At 37.4% G+C, this 19,445-nt stretch carries 24 protein-coding genes; all 24 read left to right on the top strand.

Translation table 11 applies throughout. From position 1 onward, the window contains the following. Window positions 1-181 precede the first annotated feature (181 nt). The 24 genes from flgB to flhB all read left to right on the top strand — a co-directional run bounded on the left by flgB (window position 182) and on the right by flhB (window position 19,412). Window positions 182-568 carry a flagellar basal body rod protein FlgB gene (gene flgB, locus C8C76_RS12295; RefSeq protein WP_108142081.1) on the top strand — a complete coding sequence of 129 codons (387 nt, stop codon included), beginning with the start codon at window positions 182-184 and terminating at the stop codon, window positions 566-568. A gap of 2 nt (window positions 569-570) precedes the next feature. Further along, the gene (gene flgC, locus C8C76_RS12290; protein ID WP_108142079.1) at window positions 571-1,005 is read left to right on the top strand and encodes a flagellar basal body rod protein FlgC; all 435 of its coding nucleotides are present in this window, start codon (window positions 571-573) and stop codon (window positions 1,003-1,005) included. A gap of 16 nt (window positions 1,006-1,021) precedes the next feature. Next, entirely contained in the window at window positions 1,022-1,318 is a 297-nt protein-coding gene (fliE, locus tag C8C76_RS12285; protein ID WP_108142077.1) for a flagellar hook-basal body complex protein FliE, read from the top strand. A gap of 47 nt (window positions 1,319-1,365) precedes the next feature. Then, on the top strand, window positions 1,366-2,904 hold the full coding sequence (gene fliF / locus C8C76_RS12280; protein WP_108142075.1) for a flagellar basal-body MS-ring/collar protein FliF: 1,539 nt from the start codon (window positions 1,366-1,368) through the stop codon (window positions 2,902-2,904). A 20-nt stretch (window positions 2,905-2,924) separates the two neighbouring features. Further along, window positions 2,925-3,929, top strand: a complete 1,005-nt coding sequence (fliG, locus tag C8C76_RS12275) for a flagellar motor switch protein FliG (protein WP_108142073.1) — start codon at window positions 2,925-2,927, stop codon at window positions 3,927-3,929. Continuing rightward, window positions 3,922-4,683 carry a FliH/SctL family protein gene (locus C8C76_RS12270; RefSeq protein ID WP_108142071.1) on the top strand — a complete coding sequence of 254 codons (762 nt, stop codon included), beginning with the start codon at window positions 3,922-3,924 and terminating at the stop codon, window positions 4,681-4,683. Before fliG ends, C8C76_RS12270 begins: the two co-directional genes overlap by 8 nt. Further along, complete coding sequence (fliI, locus tag C8C76_RS12265; protein WP_108142069.1) at window positions 4,676-5,983, top strand: flagellar protein export ATPase FliI; 1,308 nt, start codon at window positions 4,676-4,678, stop codon at window positions 5,981-5,983. The genes C8C76_RS12270 and fliI overlap by 8 nt, the downstream gene beginning before the upstream one ends. A gap of 19 nt (window positions 5,984-6,002) precedes the next feature. Further along, entirely contained in the window at window positions 6,003-6,437 is a 435-nt protein-coding gene (locus C8C76_RS12260) for a flagellar export protein FliJ (protein ID WP_108142067.1), read from the top strand. Window positions 6,438-6,439: 2 nt separating this feature from the next. Further along, a complete protein-coding gene (locus tag C8C76_RS12255; RefSeq protein ID WP_108142065.1) occupies window positions 6,440-6,979 on the top strand; it encodes a MotE family protein in 540 nt (179 codons plus the stop codon). A 67-nt stretch (window positions 6,980-7,046) separates the two neighbouring features. Continuing rightward, a complete protein-coding gene (locus tag C8C76_RS12250) occupies window positions 7,047-8,648 on the top strand; it encodes a flagellar hook-length control protein FliK (protein WP_108142063.1) in 1,602 nt (533 codons plus the stop codon). A 13-nt stretch (window positions 8,649-8,661) separates the two neighbouring features. After that, a complete protein-coding gene (gene flgD, locus C8C76_RS12245; protein WP_108142061.1) occupies window positions 8,662-9,147 on the top strand; it encodes a flagellar hook assembly protein FlgD in 486 nt (161 codons plus the stop codon). Window positions 9,148-9,161: 14 nt separating this feature from the next. Continuing rightward, window positions 9,162-9,557, top strand: a complete 396-nt coding sequence (locus tag C8C76_RS12240; protein WP_108142059.1) for a TIGR02530 family flagellar biosynthesis protein — start codon at window positions 9,162-9,164, stop codon at window positions 9,555-9,557. Between the two features lie 178 nt (window positions 9,558-9,735). Then, on the top strand, window positions 9,736-11,370 hold the full coding sequence (locus C8C76_RS12235) for a flagellar hook protein FlgE (protein ID WP_108142057.1): 1,635 nt from the start codon (window positions 9,736-9,738) through the stop codon (window positions 11,368-11,370). A 79-nt stretch (window positions 11,371-11,449) separates the two neighbouring features. After that, window positions 11,450-11,659, top strand: coding sequence for a flagellar FlbD family protein (locus C8C76_RS12230; protein WP_108142055.1), 210 nt, complete (start codon window positions 11,450-11,452; stop codon window positions 11,657-11,659). After that, window positions 11,660-12,469, top strand: a complete 810-nt coding sequence (locus tag C8C76_RS12225) for a motility protein A (RefSeq protein ID WP_108142053.1) — start codon at window positions 11,660-11,662, stop codon at window positions 12,467-12,469. It begins immediately after the preceding gene. Continuing rightward, window positions 12,447-13,310 (top strand): flagellar motor protein MotB, encoded by an 864-nt coding sequence (locus C8C76_RS12220; protein WP_258222551.1) that lies wholly within the window; start codon window positions 12,447-12,449, stop codon window positions 13,308-13,310. Before C8C76_RS12225 ends, C8C76_RS12220 begins: the two co-directional genes overlap by 23 nt. Next, entirely contained in the window at window positions 13,303-13,755 is a 453-nt protein-coding gene (locus tag C8C76_RS12215) for a flagellar basal body-associated FliL family protein (protein WP_108142049.1), read from the top strand. The genes C8C76_RS12220 and C8C76_RS12215 overlap by 8 nt, the downstream gene beginning before the upstream one ends. Window positions 13,756-13,767: 12 nt before the next feature. After that, a complete protein-coding gene (gene fliM, locus C8C76_RS12210) occupies window positions 13,768-14,775 on the top strand; it encodes a flagellar motor switch protein FliM (protein ID WP_108142047.1) in 1,008 nt (335 codons plus the stop codon). Next, entirely contained in the window at window positions 14,765-16,009 is a 1,245-nt protein-coding gene (gene fliY, locus C8C76_RS12205) for a flagellar motor switch phosphatase FliY (protein WP_108142045.1), read from the top strand. The genes fliM and fliY overlap by 11 nt, the downstream gene beginning before the upstream one ends. A gap of 12 nt (window positions 16,010-16,021) precedes the next feature. Continuing rightward, window positions 16,022-16,390, top strand: a complete 369-nt coding sequence (locus C8C76_RS12200) for a FliO/MopB family protein (RefSeq protein WP_108142043.1) — start codon at window positions 16,022-16,024, stop codon at window positions 16,388-16,390. Then, window positions 16,383-17,147, top strand: coding sequence for a flagellar type III secretion system pore protein FliP (gene fliP, locus C8C76_RS12195; protein WP_108142041.1), 765 nt, complete (start codon window positions 16,383-16,385; stop codon window positions 17,145-17,147). The genes C8C76_RS12200 and fliP overlap by 8 nt, the downstream gene beginning before the upstream one ends. Before the next feature lie 57 nt (window positions 17,148-17,204). After that, on the top strand, window positions 17,205-17,474 hold the full coding sequence (gene fliQ / locus C8C76_RS12190; RefSeq protein WP_108142039.1) for a flagellar biosynthesis protein FliQ: 270 nt from the start codon (window positions 17,205-17,207) through the stop codon (window positions 17,472-17,474). Window positions 17,475-17,487: 13 nt separating this feature from the next. Then, window positions 17,488-18,273 (top strand): flagellar biosynthetic protein FliR, encoded by a 786-nt coding sequence (gene fliR, locus C8C76_RS12185; RefSeq protein WP_108142037.1) that lies wholly within the window; start codon window positions 17,488-17,490, stop codon window positions 18,271-18,273. 80 nt (window positions 18,274-18,353) lie between these two features. After that, a complete protein-coding gene (gene flhB / locus C8C76_RS12180; RefSeq protein ID WP_108142035.1) occupies window positions 18,354-19,412 on the top strand; it encodes a flagellar biosynthesis protein FlhB in 1,059 nt (352 codons plus the stop codon). Window positions 19,413-19,445: the final 33 nt, after the last annotated feature.

Raw genomic sequence — 19,445 nt, 5'->3', positions numbered from 1 at the left:
AATTTCAAACTGCATTCATGCTAATTTTTAATTTTGCATTACCATTAATGTTAATATATGCCATTTGTATTACCCACACTAAATAGCGAAGAGCCATATTTTTATTATGACTGCCAGACTGCACATTTAAAAATCTATAGTCAAAGCTGTAGATTTTTTTCATTCTAAGGGGGTATAAAATATGGATAATATAGAAATTATAACCAGCGCCCTTGCTGGCTCTGCCCGGAGAGGTGAATTAATTGCTAATAATTTAGCAAATGTAAGCACCCCTGGTTATAAAAGACAGGATATTGATTTTAAGTCAGCTTTAAAAAAAGAAATGGATTCAGCTAGCTCTGTTGAGCTTAAGACTACTCAAAACAATCATTTAGCTTTCAGCCGCCAGTATTCTGCTGTTCAAAATTCTGAGAACAGCCGAATTAGTAGAAATGACGGCAATAGTGTGGATATTGAGGTGGAAATGGCTGAGCTGGCTAAAAACAGCATTTATTATAATGTGATGACAAATCGGGCAGCCGGACATTTTTCTACTTTAAATCAGGTTATTCAGCAGGGAGGTAAATAATTATGTTTAAAGGAATAGATATCAGCGCTTCTGGTTTAACAGCTCAGAGGTTGAGAATGGATACAATCTCTGCAAATATTTCTAATGCTGAAACAACCAGAGATGAGGACGGTAATACATACAGGCGGAAAATTCCTGTTTTTAAAGAAAAGCTGGAAAATCAGATGGGTTCGGGTCTCGGTTCTGCTGCTGCCGGTAGTTCTAAATCTGCAGGAGTGGAAATTAGTGAAATTGCAGAAGATCAGTCTCCTTTTCGGCTTGAATATCGACCTGAGCATCCCGATGCAAATGAAGAAGGTTATGTTGAACTTCCCAATGTTAGTGTGATGACCGAAATGGTTAATATGATAGATGCCAGCAGGGCATATGAAGCAAATATTCAGGCGATTTCTAATTATAAAAGTATGGCAAACAGTGCTTTAAACATCAGCACTTAATTAAGGAGTGGAAAAGATGGAAATTAATCCTGTTAAGTTTCAGAGTGGATTTGAAAATTTCTCAATTCAAAAAGAAAACAGAAATAATGATGCGGCAGCTTTTTCTGATCTGTTTAGAGAAAAATTGAACGAAGTTAATCAGCTGCAGAAAGATTCGCAGGCAGTGACAGCCAGCTTTGCCGCTGGAGAGACTGATAATGTACATGATGTGATGATTGCAGCAGAAAAAGCAAAAGTAGCAGTTAATTTGACAACTGCAGTTCAGACCAAGGTAATTGATGCATATAATGAAATTATGCGTCTGCAGGTTTAAGCTGCTAAAATGACAGAACAAAGATTATTTATGGAAGAGGTATAATGATGGCCGAATTTTTAGCAAAATATAAAGAAGAGATTCAGAATACATGGCAAAAATTAAATAAAAACATTCAAATTCTAATCATTGTTCTCACAGTACTAATGGCAGGCGCCTTTGGCTATCTTATTTTCAGAGGAGCTTCAACCAACTATCAACCTCTTTTTACTAATCTTTCTACAGATGATACAGCTGCAATTGTAGAACGGCTGGATGAAAACAATGTAGATTATCAGCTGGGAGGGAATGGCAATACAGTTTTAGTTCCAGAAAGTGAGATTTACCGACTTAGGCTTGATATGGCAGCGGCGGGACTTCCAGATCAGGGAGTTGTTGGCTTTGAAATTTTTGATAACAGTGAATTTGGCACAACAGAATTTGAAAGAAGAGTTAATTATTATCGGGCACTTGGTGGAGAGCTGAGCCGTTCTATTCAGTCGATTTCTGGAATAGAATTTTCTCGAGTTCAGATTACTCCTCCGGAAGAAAGTTTGTTTTTGGAGGAAGAAAAATCAGCCACAGCTTCAGTAATGGTCAAACTTGAGCCCGGTTATAATATGAGTGCAGAGCGGGTAAATGCTGTTCAAAATTTGGTTGCAAGCGGGGTTCAGGATTTACCATTATCAGAAGTAACAATTGTTGATACAAATGGAAATCTATTATCTCAACCTTCTGGTTCAGATAATAATCAGTGGTCTGACCCACAGAATTTTGAAATGCAGCAGGAATTTGAATCTGCTCTTAAGAATGATTTAAATTCACTTTTAACTAAGGTTTTAGGACCGAATAACTTTGCAGTTCAGGTAAATGCAAATTTAAACTTTGATCAGCGGCAGGCAGAAAGTAAGACATATTCTCCTGTAATTGATGAGAGTGGAATTGTTCGCAGTGAAGAAATTAATACTGAAAGCCAGGAAAATGGAGTAAGTGGAGGTGCACCTGGTACAGATGCAAATATACCTCAATATCAGGGAGAAGGCACCGGCGAAAACAGCAGTTATGAAAGAGAAAACACAATTACAAATTATGAAATTAACGAAAGAATAGAACAGCACGTCTATGCTCCTGGTGAGGTAGAGCGTTTATCAGTCTCGGTGATTATCGACCAGGAGACTGAAGAAGAAACTATCAATCAGATCAGAAATGCTGTTAGTGCAGCAATTGGCTATGATGAGCAGAGAGGTGATGTTTTAAATATCAGCTCAATGGCCTTTGATGATTCTTTAGAACAGGCAGCTCAGGAAGCTATGCTGGCAGAGGAAGAAGCGGCCAGAAGACAGATGTATATTTATGGTGGACTTATCTTATTAGTTTTATTACTAACATCTGCTTTAATAATTTACTTATACCGCAAAAAGCCGGCAGCAGACAGAGGAAGTAAAATTGATCTTTCAGTTGAAGAAGACGAAGAAGAAATTAACTTATTTGAACCAGATGCTGATCAGAGAAAAAGAGCTAAGGTGAAAAATGAACTCGAAAATATGATTCATTCCGACCCAGAAAATGCAGCTAAACTAATCCGCAGCTGGTTAATTGATGAATAAATGTCAAAGGGGTTTTTGTTATGAGAGATGAGTTAACTGGAAAAGAAAAAGCGGCTATTTTGTTGATCTCACTGGGACCAGATGTGTCTTCAGATATTTTTAAGCACCTAGATGATGAAGAGGTGGAAAAATTAACATTAGAGATAGCCAATCAAAATAAAATTGATCCTGAAACCAAAAAAAAGATTCAGGAAGAGTTTCTGCAGCTGCAGAAGGCGAATGACTATATTAACTCCGGCGGAATAAACTATGCCAAGAAAATACTTGAAAAATCATTTGGTAAGGATAAGACTCGCAATATTATCAATCGTTTAACCGCAACTCTTCAGGTTCGACCCTTTGATTCAATTCGCAAATCAGATCCAGCCCAGCTTTTAAACTTCATTCAGGGAGAACACCCTCAAACAATTGCTCTGATCCTTGCCTATATCAATGCGGATCAGGCTTCTCAGGTTTTATCCTCACTTTCACCAGAAATCCAGAGTGAAGTAGCCAAACGAATAGCTGTTATGGATAGAACTTCTCCAGAAATCATCAAAGAAGTTGAGTCTGTATTAGAAAAGAAACTTTCCTCAGTTGCTGCCAACGAATATGCCAGCGCTGGAGGAGTTCAGTCGATTGTAGATGTTTTAAATCAGGTTGACCGCGGTACAGAGAAGAATATTTTAGATAAGCTGGAAGAAGATGATCCGGAGCTGGTTGAAGAAATTAAAAAGAGAATGTTTGTCTTTGAGGATATTGTACTTCTTTCTGATAGAGCAGTACAGCTTGTGCTGCGTCAGGTGGAAACCCATGATCTTGCACTTGCCTTAAAAACAGCAAGTGATGAGGTCGAAAATATCATAACCGGAAATATGTCCCAGCGTGCAGCAGAAATGCTGGAAGAAGACATGGAATTTATGGGACCAGTAAGAATCCGTGAGGTAGAAGATGCTCAGCAGCGAATTGTTAATGTAATTAGAGAGTTAGAAGAAAGTGGAGAAATTGTCATAGCCAGAGGTGGGGAGAGTGAAGTAATTGTCTAAAGTTATTAAGGCATCTCAGGTTACAGGAAAATTTAAAATTAATCAAAATCCTAAGACTCTTTCTTTTAAAAATAATAGTGATCAAAAAGAAGCTCAATCAGATAGTGAAAAGAAAAAAAGCAGAGCTATTAAAAAGCAAAAAAAGATTTTAAGTCAGGCAGAAAAAGATGCTCAAAAAATTATCAAAGAGGCAGAAAAAAAGGCAGAAGCAGTTATCAAAGAAGCTGAAGCTGAAAAAGAAAAAATACTTGCCGAAAAAGATGAAATTTATAAGCAGACCAAAAGTAAAGCCAGAAAAGAAGGCCTGGCCGAGGCAGAAGCCGAAATTGAAAAAAAGGAAAAACAGTTAACCGATTTAATTTCCAGTTTTGAAGAGGAATTTGCTCGAGAAAAAAGCAGAATCAGAAAAGATGTAATCGAACTGGCTGTAAAAATTGCCAGTATAGTAATAGATGTTAAGTTAGAAACTGAGCATGATATGATTAATAATATTATTTCGGATATGCTGAGAAAAGTAGATGATAATCACCGCGATATTGTGGTTAGAGTTCACCCGCAGCTACTGCCGTATATTGAAGAAAATCGTTTTTATCAGCACATCAACCAGAAAAATATTGAATTTGTTTCAGACCCGGAGCTTAGAAAAGGTGATTGTGTGGTTGAAACTAATCTGGGTGGGAAAGAAGGAAGTCTGGACCATAAACTTGATTTAATTAAAAATGAATTATTAAAAGAGGTAGAGCAGCATGATTGATTTAGATATGTCAAAATTGGAAAGCAAACTTAAAGATATTAATATGACCCGCAATTTTGGTCATATCAACCGGGTGATTGGTCTGGTTATCGAATCTATTGGTCCCCAGGCTTCAATAGGGGAACTCTGCCTGATTAAAGGTGAACAGGGTGATATTAAAGCTGAAGTAGTTGGCTTTGATGATAACAAGGTTTTAATGATGCCGATTGGAGAAATGGAAGGAATTAAGCCCGGGGCCAGAGTAGTTGCTACTGACGAGAAATTGAAAGTTAAAGTCGGCAGAGAACTTCTCGGTAAAATTATTGACGGCAGTGGAAATGTAATCAATGATGCCGAGCTCAGTGGTTTAAATGAAGTTCCGGTTAACCGCAAACCGCCCAACCCATTAACCAGAGAAAGAATTAAAGAACCACTGTCACTGGGAGTGCGCTGTATTGATGGTTTTTTAACCTGTGGTAAAGGACAGCGGATGGGAATTTTTGCCGGTAGTGGTGTTGGTAAATCAACTCTGCTTGGAATGGCAGCCAGGAACACGAATGCCGACATAAATGTAATTGGTCTGGTAGGTGAGCGTGGCCGTGAGGTCAGAGATTTTATAGAAAAAGACCTGGGGGAAGAAGGTTTAGAGCGTTCAATTGTGGTAGTTGCTACTTCAGATCAACCTGCTCTATTAAGAGTAAAGGCAGCAAATATTGCAACTGCGATTGCAGAATATTTTAGAGATCAGGGTGAAGATGTGCTGCTGATGATGGATTCAGTTACTCGAGTCGCCATGGCTTTACGCGAAGTGGGTCTGGCAATTGGGGAACCGCCAGCAACCAGAGGTTATCCACCTTCTGTTTTTGCTGAACTGCCAAAATTACTTGAGAGAACCGGAACCAATGATCAGGGTTCAATAACTGCCCTTTATACTGTACTGGTTGAGGGTGATGATTTTAACGAGCCTGTTTCTGATACGGTTAGAGGTATTTTAGATGGCCATATTTCCTTATCCAGAGAGCTGGCTGAAGCCAGTCATTATCCTGCTGTTGATGTTTTAAGTAGTGTCAGTAGAATCATGGAGGATATAGTGAGTGAAGAGCACAGCCAGGCAGCAGCCAGACTGCAGAAGTTAATTGCAACCTACAATCAGTCTGAAGATTTAATTAATATTGGCGCCTACGAAAAAGGATCAAATCCTGAGGTGGATAAGGCAATAGATAAAATTGACGAGATTAATAATTTTTTAACTCAGGGTATTAATGAGGAAGCCAGCTACGAAAAGACTGTAAATCAGTTAATTAAAATAGCTAACAATTAGTCATAGAGGTGGCTGAAAGATGAAGGGATATAAATTTAAGTTTGAAAAAATCTTAAATTTAAGAATCAGACAGGAAGAACAGGAAGAAGATAAATATTTGCTTTTAAAAAAAGAGCTGAATGATATTAAAAATAAGATTGAATCATTAAAATCGGAAAAAGAAAATGTTTTTGAGCATTTAAGGGATCAGGAAAGCGATCTTGCTCTAAATATCAGCCTCAGGCGTTATTTAAAAGAGCTGAAGGCTAAAGAACAGGCGGCTCAAAAAGAGAAATCAGAAAAAAAAGAAGAAGTATCCGAGCAGCTAGAGATTTTAATGGAAAAGAAAAAAGAAAGAAAGACTCTGGAAAAATTAAAAGAGCAGGAAATCAAAAAATTTGTTAAAGAATTTTTAGAAGATGAGCAGAAAGAGCTGGATGAGCTTGGAAGATACTATTCTATGGGTGGTAGATAAATTTGATAAAAAAGATTTTATTTTTTTTAGGATTATTTTTAATATTATTTGCTATGCTGTCCTGGTCTTTTGATGCCCTGGGAATAATTGATATTAAAGCAACTGTGAGTAATATAGCTAACAGTACACCGGTTGTTAAAGATTATGTAATTACTCAGGAAGAACTGGACACCTTGAAAGAAGAAAACTCTTCATTAAAAAGTACAGTCTCCGAAAAGGACGGTCAAATTGCAGAATTGAAGGTCCAGATAGAAGATTTAAACCAGGAGTTGGCTGAAAGAGAAGAGCACTTTGCAGATTTAGAATCAGAATATCAGGCTTTAAGAACTGAGGAAGATAAACGCGAGACAAGGTTAGAAAAAATTGCAGATATCTATCGCAGAATGGAGCCAGAAGCTGCAGCAGCTGTAATTCAGGAGCTGGAAGATAATCTGGCTGTTGAGATTTTAAGTCGATTAAAAGAAGATCAGGCAGCTTTGATTTTTGAGTCTATGCCCCAGCAGCAGGCTGCACAATTTATCAGCCAGCTGGGTTTAGAATAAATGGGTCTGATTTATATTTTTGACCCGAGTGAAAATTTCAAAATTATCCTAAAAAGGAGGTGAATAAATGATAGAAGCGGTATTAAATAATATGATTCAGACTTCTAATCAGAATTATTTTCCAGAGAAGAAAAACACACCATCTGGTAATTTAAAAAGTTTTTCTGAGACAATGCGCGAAATTAATCAGCGCTCCCAGAAATCAAAGGATAATTCCAGTAGAAGTTCTGAGGCTGAGAGAGAGAAAAGCTCTACTCTGGACAGAGAGGAATTCTTAAAAAAATTAAAAGAAGTTCTCAATAAAGATCAAAAAGATGTTCCAGCGGAACTGCTTTCAATGCTGCAGAGCGGCAGTTTAAGTAAAGAACAGGAAGCAATGCTGGGTAAGCTGACGCTCAATTTAAAAAACAATAAGCTAAATATTTCAGATCTCAAATCATTATTAGAAAAAAATCGCACTGCTCTGCTTGCAGAAAATCAGTCTGAAGCAGGAACTGAATTTGAAGTTCTAAATCCTGAAGATTTAGAGAGATTTTCTCAGCTTTTAGCTAAGGAAGAGATTCGCTTATCTGAGGCAGAAAGTGCAGAGCTTCTGGGAGAAGTTAACAGACTGCAGGAATTGCTTGCTAATGGAGCTGCTGATAAGGCAGGAATTAAGTTGAATCAAAAATCAGAAGCCAAAGGATTAAATAAAAGTCTGGCTGATTTAATTTCAACTTTAAAATCAGCTGAACTTGATGAGACTGCACTGGCTAAAATTTCAGAACAGGTAGAAGCAAATATGCCTTTATTAAGCCAATTAACTGGTTCAGAAAGTCTTGATTTTTCTGCTTTAGATAATGACTTCAATACTCCAGCTGCTGATTCATTATTTACAGAACTCAGTGCCCAATTAAAAGAGATGCTTACAGAGGAAAATTCAAAAACCGCTGTTTCTCAAACTGAAGTTAAAACTGAGCTAATTAATTCAGATATTTTTTCTTTAAATTCTGATCCAGGTTTTGATTCAGGAACAAAAGTAGAAGCTAATAATCAAAATAGCTTTTTTGATCTTGACAATTCAAATCTGTTTTTTAATTTTGAACAGAATAGTCAGGAGTTGAATGGTGATTTTAGCTCAGAGCAGTTCAGCTTAAGTAAAGAGAGTGCTCAGATTGCTGAGAGTACAGATTTAAGATCTCAGGTAGTTGAACAGTTTAGAGGCGAATATTCTCCCGAAACAAAGGAGATGCAGCTTCAGCTGAAACCGGAGTCACTGGGTAAAATTGATATCAGCCTTTCCTATGATAATGAGGAATTAACAGGTAAGATGCTGGTTGAAAGTGAAGTTGTGCGGGCTCAGCTTGAAAACAGCCTAAAAGGATTAAAATCAGATCTGCTTAAACAGGGAATCAATATCGAGCAGTTTAAGATTGAAACTGCTAAAAATGCTCCCCGGCAGGTTGAAAAACAGAATGATTTTGTCTTTAACGATCAAAATTCAGCTTTTAGTGATGGTGAAACAGGTCAGAACCAGGAATATGAACAGCGCCAGTTTTTTCAGGGACAGTATTATGTTCAGCGCAACTCTGGTGGTCCTGGCTTAGACAGTGAAGGTTTAATAATGAGACAGCAGGAAATAATTAATAGAGCAGCTTTTTCTAATGAAAAGATTAATCTGCTTGCTTAAAGGAGGTAGTTAAATGTCTGATATTGCCGGTGTAAAAGCGGCTCAAAATACTCAATACGAACAGGAAACACAGCGGGAGAGTTTGACTGGGAATAATGGTCTGGGACAGGATGCTTTTTTTAAGCTCTTAATCACCCAGCTTCAGAACCAGGATCCACTTAATCCAATGGAAGATCGTGAATTTATATCACAGATGGCGGAATTTTCTTCTCTCGAAAAGACTGAAAAGCTTTATTCTCTACTGGAAAATAAGCTGAGTTCAAATCAGGTAATAGATAACAGTAATCTAATTGGTAAAGAAATCACTGCAAATGTGGAAGGTGTTGAATTATCAGGTGTTGTAAATGCAGTTAAATCAGCTGATGATAAGGTACTGGCAGTACTTGAAAATGGATCTGAAATTGAAATTAACAGTATAACTCAGGTTAAGAATATTGAAGCAAGCTCAGAGACTGAGGCAGAATCAAAAAGCAATCTTAGTGAGATATTTGAAGTTTAAAAGAGGTGTTAATTATGGATAATAGATTACAAATCAATCAGCCAATACAGCCTCTTCGGAAAACACAGCAGCAAAATAAGTCAGTTAAAAAGCAGAAAAAATCTGATTCTCCTTCTTTTAAGGATATACTGGGAGAAAAGATGAATGGAAAAGGAAAGCTGTCTTTTTCCAAACATGCACAGAAGAGAATTAACTCTCGTTCTATTCCAGTTTCAAAAGCTGAGCTTGATAAGCTTAATAGTGGAGTGGAAAAGGCTAGAGATAAGGGTGCCAGAGATTCTCTGGTGATGGTTAATAAGGTGGCTTATATTGTGAGTGTGGAAAACAACACAGTCGTGACAGCTGTAGATGAGGAAAGTATGGAAGACAATGTGTTTACCAATATCGATAGTGCTGTGTTTATGAAATAAAGATTATTAGAAAACAAAAATAGAATAAATTAAAAAGAAGAAAAAATAGAATTACTTTAAGCTGAAAAATTATAAAATTCAGCTTAAAATCGGATATGAGCTGGACCTTTTTCAGGAAGCTCTGTCTTGCTGTCGATAACAGTGGGACTCCGATAAATACTGAAGGAGGAAAAATTATATGTTAAGATCGATGTATGCCGGTGTGTCAGGATTGAACTCACACCAGCAGATGATGGATGTAACAGGTAATAATATTTCAAATGTAAATACAATCGGCTTTAAAAGCAGCCGGGTTACCTTTAAAGAAATGTTAAGTCAGACAATTCAGGGTGCTTCTGCACCACAGGCTAACCGTGCCGGTACTAACCCACAGCAGGTTGGACTTGGTGTTGGTGTGGGAAGTATCGATAGTGATATGTCTTCCGGTAACCTGCAGTCAACAGGGAAAACTTCTGATGTTGCTATTCAGGGAGATGGGTTCTTTGTCCTTAGAGATGGCAACAATCAGGTTTATTCTCGAGCAGGAAACTTGAATTTTGATGAAAATGGGAGATTATATTCTTCCAGTACTGGCATGTTAGTTCAGGGTTGGATGGCAGATGCTAATGGAGACTATGGAGATTTTAACGCTCAGAATATTGGCGATGTAACCTTAAAGCAGGAGATAAATGCTGTGGCAACAGATAAAGTAAGATATGGAAAAAATCTCGATGCTGGAGCAATGAATAATTTAGAGATACTGGAGCAAAATTTGGAGTTAGCCGATGGTGCAGGTAATACTGATAATCTTCAATTATCATTAACACCTGTTGATGGGCAGCATAATACCTGGGATTTTACTCTTAGTGCTTCAGAAACTACTACAAATATTGCTAGTACTGGTTCTAATGAAATTTCTGGAACATTAATCACTAATAATAATGGAGAAGTTTCTTTATTTGAGACTAGTGGTGGTACTGATTTAACTACAGGTTTTGATATTGTTTTAAATGGTGGAACTGCAATTAATATGGATTCTCTTGTAGATTCAGCAGGGAATTCTATTACTAATATAAATGAAGGATTTTTGATTGCAGAAAATGGTGATACATCCATTAATGCCAATCTTGCTTTCGAACAAACAGCTAAAAGAAATATTGCTGTTGATGTTTTTGACAGTCAGGGGGGCAAACATACTGTTGTGCTTCCACTTGAAAAAACAGCCAATAATGAGTGGCAGATAAGTGATAGTGATGAAGAATTTTCTGTAGATGGTATTACGGGAACTGCAAGTTTAGGTGGAGACCATACTATTAGCTTTGATGAAAATGGAAATATTGAAGGTGGAGAAACTGTTGAATTATCATTTACACCTGCTGGACCGGGTGTAGAGCAGACTGTTGAACTTGATTTTAATGCTGTAACACAGTTTGAAGGTTCAATGACTGCAAACTTCTCCAATGTAAATGGTTATGAGGATGGTGCCCTGGAATCCTTCTCCTTTACAGAAACAGGAGATGTTGTAGGTTCTTACAGCAATGGATTAACTCAGACCTTAGCTAAACTTGGCCTGGCTAACTTCTCTAATCCATCTGGCTTGAGCAGACAGGAAGGTGTTTTCCAGACTACAAGTAACTCTGGAGATCCAGAATTAGGACCTGCCGCTCAGGGTGGTTTTGGCTCTTTAGCTCCGGCTACACTTGAAATGTCTAATGCCAACCTTTCACAGGAGTTTACCAACATGATCACAGCTCAGAGAGGTTTTCAGGCGAGTTCAAAACTGATTACAACCTCAGATGAAATGCTGCAGGAATTAGTGAATCTAAAAAGATAATTAGAACAAACCTATCAGGCTGAAATCTTATCCAGGTTTCGGCCTGATAGATAATAATGATTTAATAAGGAAGTGTATGATGATTAAATTGACCAGGACTAGCGGCAAAGAATTTGTATTAAATGCTGAGTTAATATTAGAAATACAGGAAACACCAGATACTGTAATTACTCTAACTAATGGCAAGAAACTGCTTGTCATAGATTCAGCAGATGATATAATTAAAAAAGTAGTAAATTACCGTCAGAAAATAATGGCTGGAATTTCTAGAACAGGGGAGAGATCTTAAATGGATTTAGCGACAATAGTTGGTTTAGTAGCAGGAGCAATAATATTTTCACTGGTAGCTGTACTGGGTGGTAATGTAGTTATCTTTGTTAGTGTGCAGTCTGCCCTGGTAGTTCTCGGTGGTACCCTGGCCGGTGTAATGATCAGTTATACTTTTCAAGATTTAAAGAACATACCCAATCTTTTAAGGGTTTCCTTTCAGGATGACAAAATGGAATCCGAACATGTTATTGAAAACTTAGTTAATTTTGCAGAAAAAGCGAGAAGAGAAGGTCTTTTGGCCTTAGAAGATGACGCAGCAGAAATGGATGACGAATTTTTACAGAAGGGAATTCAGCTGGTAGTTGATGGTACAGATCCTGAATTAGTTAGAAACATTCTGGAAACAAAACTTACTTTTTTACAGGAGAGACATGCAAAAGGGAGAGGTATCTTTGCTACAATGGGTCAGCTGGCACCTGCTTTTGGGATGATTGGTACTTTAATCGGCCTGGTGCAGATGTTAAGTCAGCTTGATGACCCAAATCAGCTGGGATCAGGTATGGCTGTAGCTTTGATCACCACTTTATATGGTGCTTTACTTGCTAACTGGATTTTTATTCCCCTTTCCAAAAATTTAGAAACTCAGAGCAATCATGAAATTCATGTAAAAGAAGTTATTATCGAAGGTATTCTTTCTATTCAGGCTGGAGAAAATCCACGAATAGTTAAAGAAAAGCTCCATGCTTTCCTCTCAGAAGGTGAAAAAGAAGAGGTTGAAGCCAGAATAAATGAAACAGGAGAGGTGGGTGCCGCAGAAAATGCCTCGTAAAAATAATAACAACAATAATGATAATGAACCTGGTTCACCTGCCTGGATGACAACCTTTGGTGATATGATGACTCTGCTTTTAGTCTTTTTTGTTCTGCTTTATTCTTTTTCTACCATGGATGTAGAAAAGTTTAAGGGATTTATTTCTGCCCTGCAGAATCAGTTAGGAGTTTTAGACGGGGGCCAGACAATAACTCCCAATCCAAATATTGATGCCGGAACTTTAGGAGAAGATTATGCTCAGGCTCCCCAGAATATTCAGCAGATAATGAGGGAATTAGATAATTATATTGAAAGTAATGGCCTTGGCGAAAGAGTTAATGTAGAAAATAAAAGAAAAGGTCTTGTGATTAGTCTGACAGGAGAAATATTATATGAGCTGGGTCGGGCTGAGATTAGGGAACAGGGTAGAGAAATTCTGGCTATGATCTCAGATATTTTAAAAGATATTCCAAATGATATTATGATTGAAGGACATACTGATAATTTGCCAATTAGAACTGATGAGTTTCCTTCAAACTGGGAATTATCAACTGCCAGAGCTGTAAATGTAATTAAATTTTTAATAGAAGAGAGAGACTTTGATCCAGCAAGGCTTTCAGCTGCTGGTTATTCTGAATACAGGCCTGTGGCAGATAATAATTCTCCCGAAAGCCGAGCCGAAAATCGAAGGGTTGAAGTTGTAGTATTAAATTCTCAGTATACAGTCAATAATGGAGCTGAAGTTGAAAATAATAATGGAGGGAATCTTCAAAATTCAACAGCTGAGGCAGATATAAATAATCCACTAAATAATGATCAAAATGACAGTACTGAGGAAGGAGGAAATATAGATGGCTGAAGAAGGACAGATGAACTTTAAAATGCTGGCCTTAATTATAGTTTTAGTAATTATTATAACCGGGGTGGCAAGTTTTACTTTTTTTACTTATTTTTCAGTTTCCAGTGATGAAGAAAGTAAAGATGAAATTCAAAGTGTAGAAGATATCCGCCCTACATATAATGCCGGTAATTATACAGTAAATATTTCTAATAACAGTCAGATTAGTTTTGTTAGGGCAACAATTGTCTTCGAGCTTGAAAACGCCGAACTGGCAGAGGAACTTGATAAAAGATCCTCCCAGATTCGAGACAGAGTTATTTCTACTTTAAGGGCTCAAAATGAAGAAATATTAGAAGAACCCGGTTCAGATACAATTAAAGGAATTGTTAAAGAAAAGATTAATGAATTATTAATTTCAGGAGAAATCACAAATGTCTGGTTTACAGAACTGGTTGTACAGTAGGGAGGATAAAAGATGGCTGATGTACTAAATCAAAACGAAATAGACTCTCTGCTCTCTGCAATTAGTGATGGCAGTCTTGATGTAGAGGAAGCTAAAGAACAATCAGAAGAAAAAGAGGTCAAAGACTACGATTTTCGCCGACCTGATAAGCTTTCTAAAGAGCAGATGCGGACACTACAGATGATTCACGAAAATCTATCCAGAGTATTTACAACAACCCTATCTACTAAACTTCGCAGTATGGTTAATTTTGAAGTAGCATCAATTGAACAGCTTTCTTATTCTGAGTTTATTCACTCTTTACCCGAACCTACAATTATTGGAATTAATAATCTGGATCCTCTCGACGGTCAATTTATTTTTGAGATTAACCCTGAAATTGGTTTTGCAATTATTGATAGACTTTTTGGAGGATTTGGCAACCCCATCGATGAGGTGCGGTCATTTACAGACATTGAGCAGGTAGTAATAAAAAGGGTTATGAACTGGCTTCTAGAAGGTTTTGGTGAGGCCTGGGAAAATATTTCAAGTTTAAAACCAAAGCTGCTTGAACTGGAATCAAACCCACAGTTTACCCAGATTGTTCCGGATAGTGATATGACAATTATTGTTACACTTTCAGCAAGGATTGGCGGTAGTGAGGGTTTAATGAACATCTGCCTGCCCTATATCATGCTGGAGCCGATAGTAAGTAATTTGAATGCCCAGTACTGGTTTTCGAGCACCAGAGAAAAACAGACTCCAGAACATATAGCCAAACTTCGCAAGCGTTTAAATGAAGCCCTGGTTGAAGTTGATGCAGTCTTAGGAAGTACTGAAATTACTGTGGAGGATTTTCTCTATCTGCAGCCTGGAGATGTTATTCGTCTTGATAAAAAAGTTGAAGAAAATGCAGAGTTAAAGATCGGCAGTAGAAGAAAATATGAGGCAGTTGTTGGTAATAAAAATAATCATAAAGCAATACAAATAATAGGTGTAGCCGAAAACTTGTTAGAGGAGAGTGAAGACGATGACGAATGATGGTAACTTTTTATCACAGGATGAAATAGATGCGCTAATGAACGATCAGGAAGATGAAGAATCTGCAGCAGAAAACTCAGCAGCTGGCTCAGATGATTTTAACTTAAATTCAGAGGAAATTGATGTTATTGGAGAAGTTAATAATATTGCGATGGGCTCCTCTGCTACAGCTCTCTCAACACTGCTGGATGAGAAAGTTGATATTACAACTCCGGAAGTTGATGTTAAAACTTTTAAGCAGCTGATTGAAGAGTATAATCGGCCTTGTGTTTTAGTAAAAGTTGAATATGTTGAAGGGATAGAAGGTTTAAGCCTGCTGGTTATTGATACCGAAGATGCAGCAGTTATTGCGGATCTAATGATGGGAGGAGATGGCCTGGAAGGTATGGACCAGGAGATGTTAAACGAGATCTCGCTCAGTGCGGTTGGAGAAGCCATGAACCAGATGATGGGAGCCGCTTCTACAGCGATGTCTAATATTTTAGATGAGCTGGTAAATATTTCTCCGCCAACAGCAGAATTTATTGATCTGGATGATGTAATCGAAGAGGGCAGAGACTGGTTTGATCCCAATGAAAAAATTGTTGTTACCTCTTTCAAATTAAAAGTTGGGGATGTAATTGACAGCAGTTTTAAACAGATTTCTTCCTATAATTTTGTTAAGAATTTGACCGAATCACTGCTTCAGGGAAATACAGGTTTAATGGATAACACAATTGATGAAGATGAAATTGAAGCAGAAGTAAAGGAAGAAGTTGATCCAACAGTTAAAGAAGAATTTCAGGAGCCAGAAGCTTCTCAGACTACTCAAAGTTCTGGCAGGGAACAGGCTTCCGCTCAGCCGCGAAATAACAGTGCGAGACAGGCTGCTCAGCCCAGACGAGAGGCTCAAAATAGAAATATTGAACGGGAAGAAAAAGTTGATGTTCAGTCAGCACAGTTCCCTGAATTTAATGAGGCTTCATCTCAACCTCTACCTAATAATATGGAATTAATCAAAGATGTTCCCCTGGAAGTAACGGTAAGACTTGGAAAAACGGTGATGAAGATCAGAGACATTCTTGATCTTGGTGATGGTTCGATTATAGAACTGGATAAGCTGGCTGGAGAACCTGTAGATCTGCTGGTAAATGGTAAACTGGTGGCAAAGGGAGAAGTTGTTGTGATAGATGAAAACTTTGGTTTTAGAGTTAAAGACATAATTAGTCCTGCTGAACGACTATCAAAGATATAGGCTGGTGATATAATGAATTACCTCTGGGAAACATTTAAAATAACTTTTTATCTTGTCTTAGTAATTGGCTTTATTTTAGCTATTTATTACCTTTTGAAAAATAGATTTAATCTTACTAACTCCAGACAGATGCAGATAATTGATACAATGAGGCTGGCCAATGGAGAAACTATTTATTTGGTAAAAGTTTTTGATGAGATAGTAATGCTCGGCGGCAGTAAAGAAGAGTTGAATTATCTTAAAAGCTGGCCGATTGATCAGTTAGATGTAGATTTTAAAGACCTAAAAAAAGAAAAAGGAAACAAGGGAGATTTTAAAAACAAACTAAAAAGCATTCTGGCAAAGGATGAAAAATCTAACAGCAGTGATCGGGATGATTAAGAAATTATTTTTACTCGCTCTGATAGTTTTATTTTTATTAAGTTTTAGTCTTTCAGTTTCAGCCCAGGATTTTAATATTCCAAACATCTCTTTTGAAATCGGAGATGGAGAAGCTGAAGATCAGGGTGATGATTTAGTTTTATCACTTCAAATTTTACTGTTATTGACAATTTTATCACTTGCACCAGCAATCATAATCCTTTTTACTTCTTTTACCAGAATTATAATTGTTTTTTCAATCTTAAAAAGGGCACTTGCTTTAAATAATATGCCCCCAAATCAGATTCTAATTGGAATCGCAATTTTTTTAACAATTTTTATTATGTCACCTGTCTGGCAGGGGGTAAATCAGGATGCTTTACAGCCCTATCTGGCAGAGGAAATAAGCTTAGAAGAAGCTTATCAAAACACAATTTCGCCAGTTAGAGAATTTATGTTTGATCAGGTTGATGAGCGCTCACTGGCATTATTTACTAATATAGCTGAGATTGAGCGGCCGGAGACCAGGGACGATTTACCGACTTTTGTTTTGATACCAGCTTTTTTAATCAATGAAATTAAAATTGCTTTTCAGATTGGCTTCTTATTATATATACCATTTTTAATGATTGATATGATTGTAGCCAGTATTTTGATGTCGATGGGAATGATGATGTTACCACCGGTAATTATCTCATTACCATTTAAAATCTTACTATTTGTTCTGGCTGATGGCTGGCATCTTTTAATTGGTTCTTTAGTAGAAACTTTTTTCTAATAAATGATAAATGACCTGTTTTAATTATTATCTTAAATGATTTAGGAGTTGAAGAATATGGGAGAAGCAGTAGTTCTTGATATTGGAAGACAGGCTCTGTATATTGTAATAATTGTTGTGCTGCCTGTTCTGGGAGCGGGTCTGATCACAGGGCTTTTAGTTGCCATTTTTCAGGCGACAACTCAGATTCAGGAACAGACTCTGGCCTTTGTGCCCAAGATATTTGCAGTTCTTGGTTCAATTGCCTTTTTTGGTCCCTGGATAATGACAACAGTGGTAGAATTTGTGCAGGAACTTCTGCAGACAATCCCCACCTATGTCGGTTAGGGGCTGATTATAATTGCTAGAAGAGTTAATGATTAACGAACATATTTATCTATTTTTTTTAATTTTAAGCCGCTATCTGGGGATGATGCTCTTAACTCCAGTATTCAGCAGTCAGGTAATTTTATATCAGGTTAAAATCTTAATTGGACTGGCACTGACAGTGCTGACTTTTCCGGTTGTAGCTGCCGGTTATCCTTTAGTTAATCCAGACAGTAATCTCTTAGTAATCGTTGAAATAATGAGCGAGTTCAGCATTGGTTTATTTATGGGCTTTGCTGTTTTTTTAGTCTTTTCTGCAATTCAGCTAGCCGGTCAGATAATTGATATGCGCATGGGTTTTAGAATAGCCAATGTAGTTGACCCTTTTAGTGGTGTTGATTCGCCCGTTATAGGTCAGCTGAAAAATATTTTTGTAACTTTAATTTTTCTGGCTTTAAACGGCCACCTGTTATTAATCAGACATTTATATCAGTCATTTGAGATCATTCCCCCAGGAAGGGTTAATTTCAGCTCAGAACTCTGGCAGTATTTTTTTAGAAGAAGTGCTGATATGTTTGTACTTGCCGTTAAGATTGCACTGCCGATAGCTGGAGCTATCTTTTTTATTGATATCATACTTGCCTTTCTGGCGAGATCTGTACCGCAGATGAACTTATTTATAGTGGGGCTTCCGATCAAAATTATGGCTGGTTTAATTTTACTCTTTGTTTTGATGCCTGTTTTAAACAGCTATTATGCTGAGGTTATTATGGAAGTAATTCATGAAATCCCAGCTCTTTTTAGACTGATTGCTCCTTAGCGGGGCTGATTATTTACTGGAATCAACAAGAATTGATAGTGGTCCTGATTTTTTAGTACTGAGCAGAAGGAGTTAATATTATGGCCGATAATGGAACTGGAGAGAAAACAGAAGAAGCCACTCCCAAACGGAAACGGGATGCCAGGGAGGAAGGGAATGTAGCCAAAGGAAAAGAGATCAGTCAGGCTTTTACCCTGCTGGCAAGTTTTATGTTTCTCTATTTTTTAATGCAGCAGATATTTTTTGGGGTTCTGGAACAGATTCAGTATTATTTTAAAAATCTAATTATTGAACCCTTTACAATCAATATGGCTTTTAATATATTATATGATGCCTTTTTTTCAGTAGTAGAAACAATTTATCCAATTATGATAGTTACAGCTGCAGCCGGAATTCTGGTTAATTTTTTACAGGTTGGAGCTCTCTTTACAACTAAGCCTTTAGTTCCGGATTTAAAAAAAGTGGATCCGATTAAGGGCGCTAAAAATATATTTTCTCTCAAGGGCTTTGTGGAATTACTAAAATCACTATTTAAGCTGGCGGTAATTGCTGCTATTGCCTACCGCTTTTTAATGAATAATCTTGATGTATTTGAAAAAAGTATAGATCAGGGGCTAGATCAGTCGCTGGCAGCCATTGCCGGGCTGATTTCTCAAATGGGATTTGCAATTATTGCAGCCTTAATCATGCTTGGGGTTTTGGATTTACTTTATCAGCGCTGGCAGCACAATAAGGATCTTAAAATGTCCAAATATGAGGTTAAACAGGAAAGAAAAGAGATGGAAGGAGATCCGATGATCCAGCAGCAGCGGAAGCAGAGGCAGCGGGAGATGAGTATGAATCGGATGATGTCTTCTGTTAAGGATGCTGATGTAGTAATTACCAACCCGACCCATATAGCTGTTGCTTTAGAATATGATTTAGATGAGATGGAAGCTCCGGTAGTTGTTGCCAAGGGAGAAGATTTTGTTGCACAAAAAATAAAAGAAAAAGCCAGAGAAGCAGAAGTGGAAATTATTGAAAACAAACCACTCGCTCGCTCCCTGAATAAGATGACAGAAATTGGGGATCAGGTTCCGGTTGAACTTTATCAGGCGGTAGCCGAAATTCTGGCAAAAATATTTCAAAATAGAAATTAAGGAGATTAATATATTAATTCCTATTTGTTGTTT

Origin of the sequence: Halanaerobium saccharolyticum (assembly GCF_003053565.1) — a bacterium.
Taxonomy (GTDB): Bacteria; Bacillota; Halanaerobiia; order Halanaerobiales; family Halanaerobiaceae; genus Halanaerobium; species Halanaerobium saccharolyticum_B.
This window is presented reverse-complemented; position numbering and strand designations above follow the sequence as displayed.

Excerpts from the sequence above, each read along its gene's own strand:
- flgB (WP_108142081.1), top strand. The coding sequence starts at position 182 with ATGGATAATATAGAAATTATAACCAGCGCCCTTGCTGGCTCTGCCCGG.
- flgC (WP_108142079.1), top strand. The coding sequence starts at position 571 with ATGTTTAAAGGAATAGATATCAGCGCTTCTGGTTTAACAGCTCAGAGG.
- fliE (WP_108142077.1), top strand. The coding sequence starts at position 1,022 with ATGGAAATTAATCCTGTTAAGTTTCAGAGTGGATTTGAAAATTTCTCA.
- fliF (WP_108142075.1), top strand. The coding sequence starts at position 1,366 with ATGGCCGAATTTTTAGCAAAATATAAAGAAGAGATTCAGAATACATGG.
- fliG (WP_108142073.1), top strand. The coding sequence starts at position 2,925 with ATGAGAGATGAGTTAACTGGAAAAGAAAAAGCGGCTATTTTGTTGATC.
- fliI (WP_108142069.1), top strand. The coding sequence starts at position 4,676 with ATGATTGATTTAGATATGTCAAAATTGGAAAGCAAACTTAAAGATATT.
- C8C76_RS12260 (WP_108142067.1), top strand. The coding sequence starts at position 6,003 with ATGAAGGGATATAAATTTAAGTTTGAAAAAATCTTAAATTTAAGAATC.
- C8C76_RS12250 (WP_108142063.1), top strand. The coding sequence starts at position 7,047 with ATGATAGAAGCGGTATTAAATAATATGATTCAGACTTCTAATCAGAAT.
- flgD (WP_108142061.1), top strand. The coding sequence starts at position 8,662 with ATGTCTGATATTGCCGGTGTAAAAGCGGCTCAAAATACTCAATACGAA.
- C8C76_RS12240 (WP_108142059.1), top strand. The coding sequence starts at position 9,162 with ATGGATAATAGATTACAAATCAATCAGCCAATACAGCCTCTTCGGAAA.
- C8C76_RS12235 (WP_108142057.1), top strand. The coding sequence starts at position 9,736 with ATGTTAAGATCGATGTATGCCGGTGTGTCAGGATTGAACTCACACCAG.
- C8C76_RS12230 (WP_108142055.1), top strand. The coding sequence starts at position 11,450 with ATGATTAAATTGACCAGGACTAGCGGCAAAGAATTTGTATTAAATGCT.
- C8C76_RS12225 (WP_108142053.1), top strand. The coding sequence starts at position 11,660 with ATGGATTTAGCGACAATAGTTGGTTTAGTAGCAGGAGCAATAATATTT.
- C8C76_RS12215 (WP_108142049.1), top strand. The coding sequence starts at position 13,303 with ATGGCTGAAGAAGGACAGATGAACTTTAAAATGCTGGCCTTAATTATA.
- fliM (WP_108142047.1), top strand. The coding sequence starts at position 13,768 with ATGGCTGATGTACTAAATCAAAACGAAATAGACTCTCTGCTCTCTGCA.
- fliY (WP_108142045.1), top strand. The coding sequence starts at position 14,765 with ATGACGAATGATGGTAACTTTTTATCACAGGATGAAATAGATGCGCTA.
- C8C76_RS12200 (WP_108142043.1), top strand. The coding sequence starts at position 16,022 with ATGAATTACCTCTGGGAAACATTTAAAATAACTTTTTATCTTGTCTTA.
- fliP (WP_108142041.1), top strand. The coding sequence starts at position 16,383 with ATGATTAAGAAATTATTTTTACTCGCTCTGATAGTTTTATTTTTATTA.
- fliQ (WP_108142039.1), top strand. The coding sequence starts at position 17,205 with ATGGGAGAAGCAGTAGTTCTTGATATTGGAAGACAGGCTCTGTATATT.
- flhB (WP_108142035.1), top strand. The coding sequence starts at position 18,354 with ATGGCCGATAATGGAACTGGAGAGAAAACAGAAGAAGCCACTCCCAAA.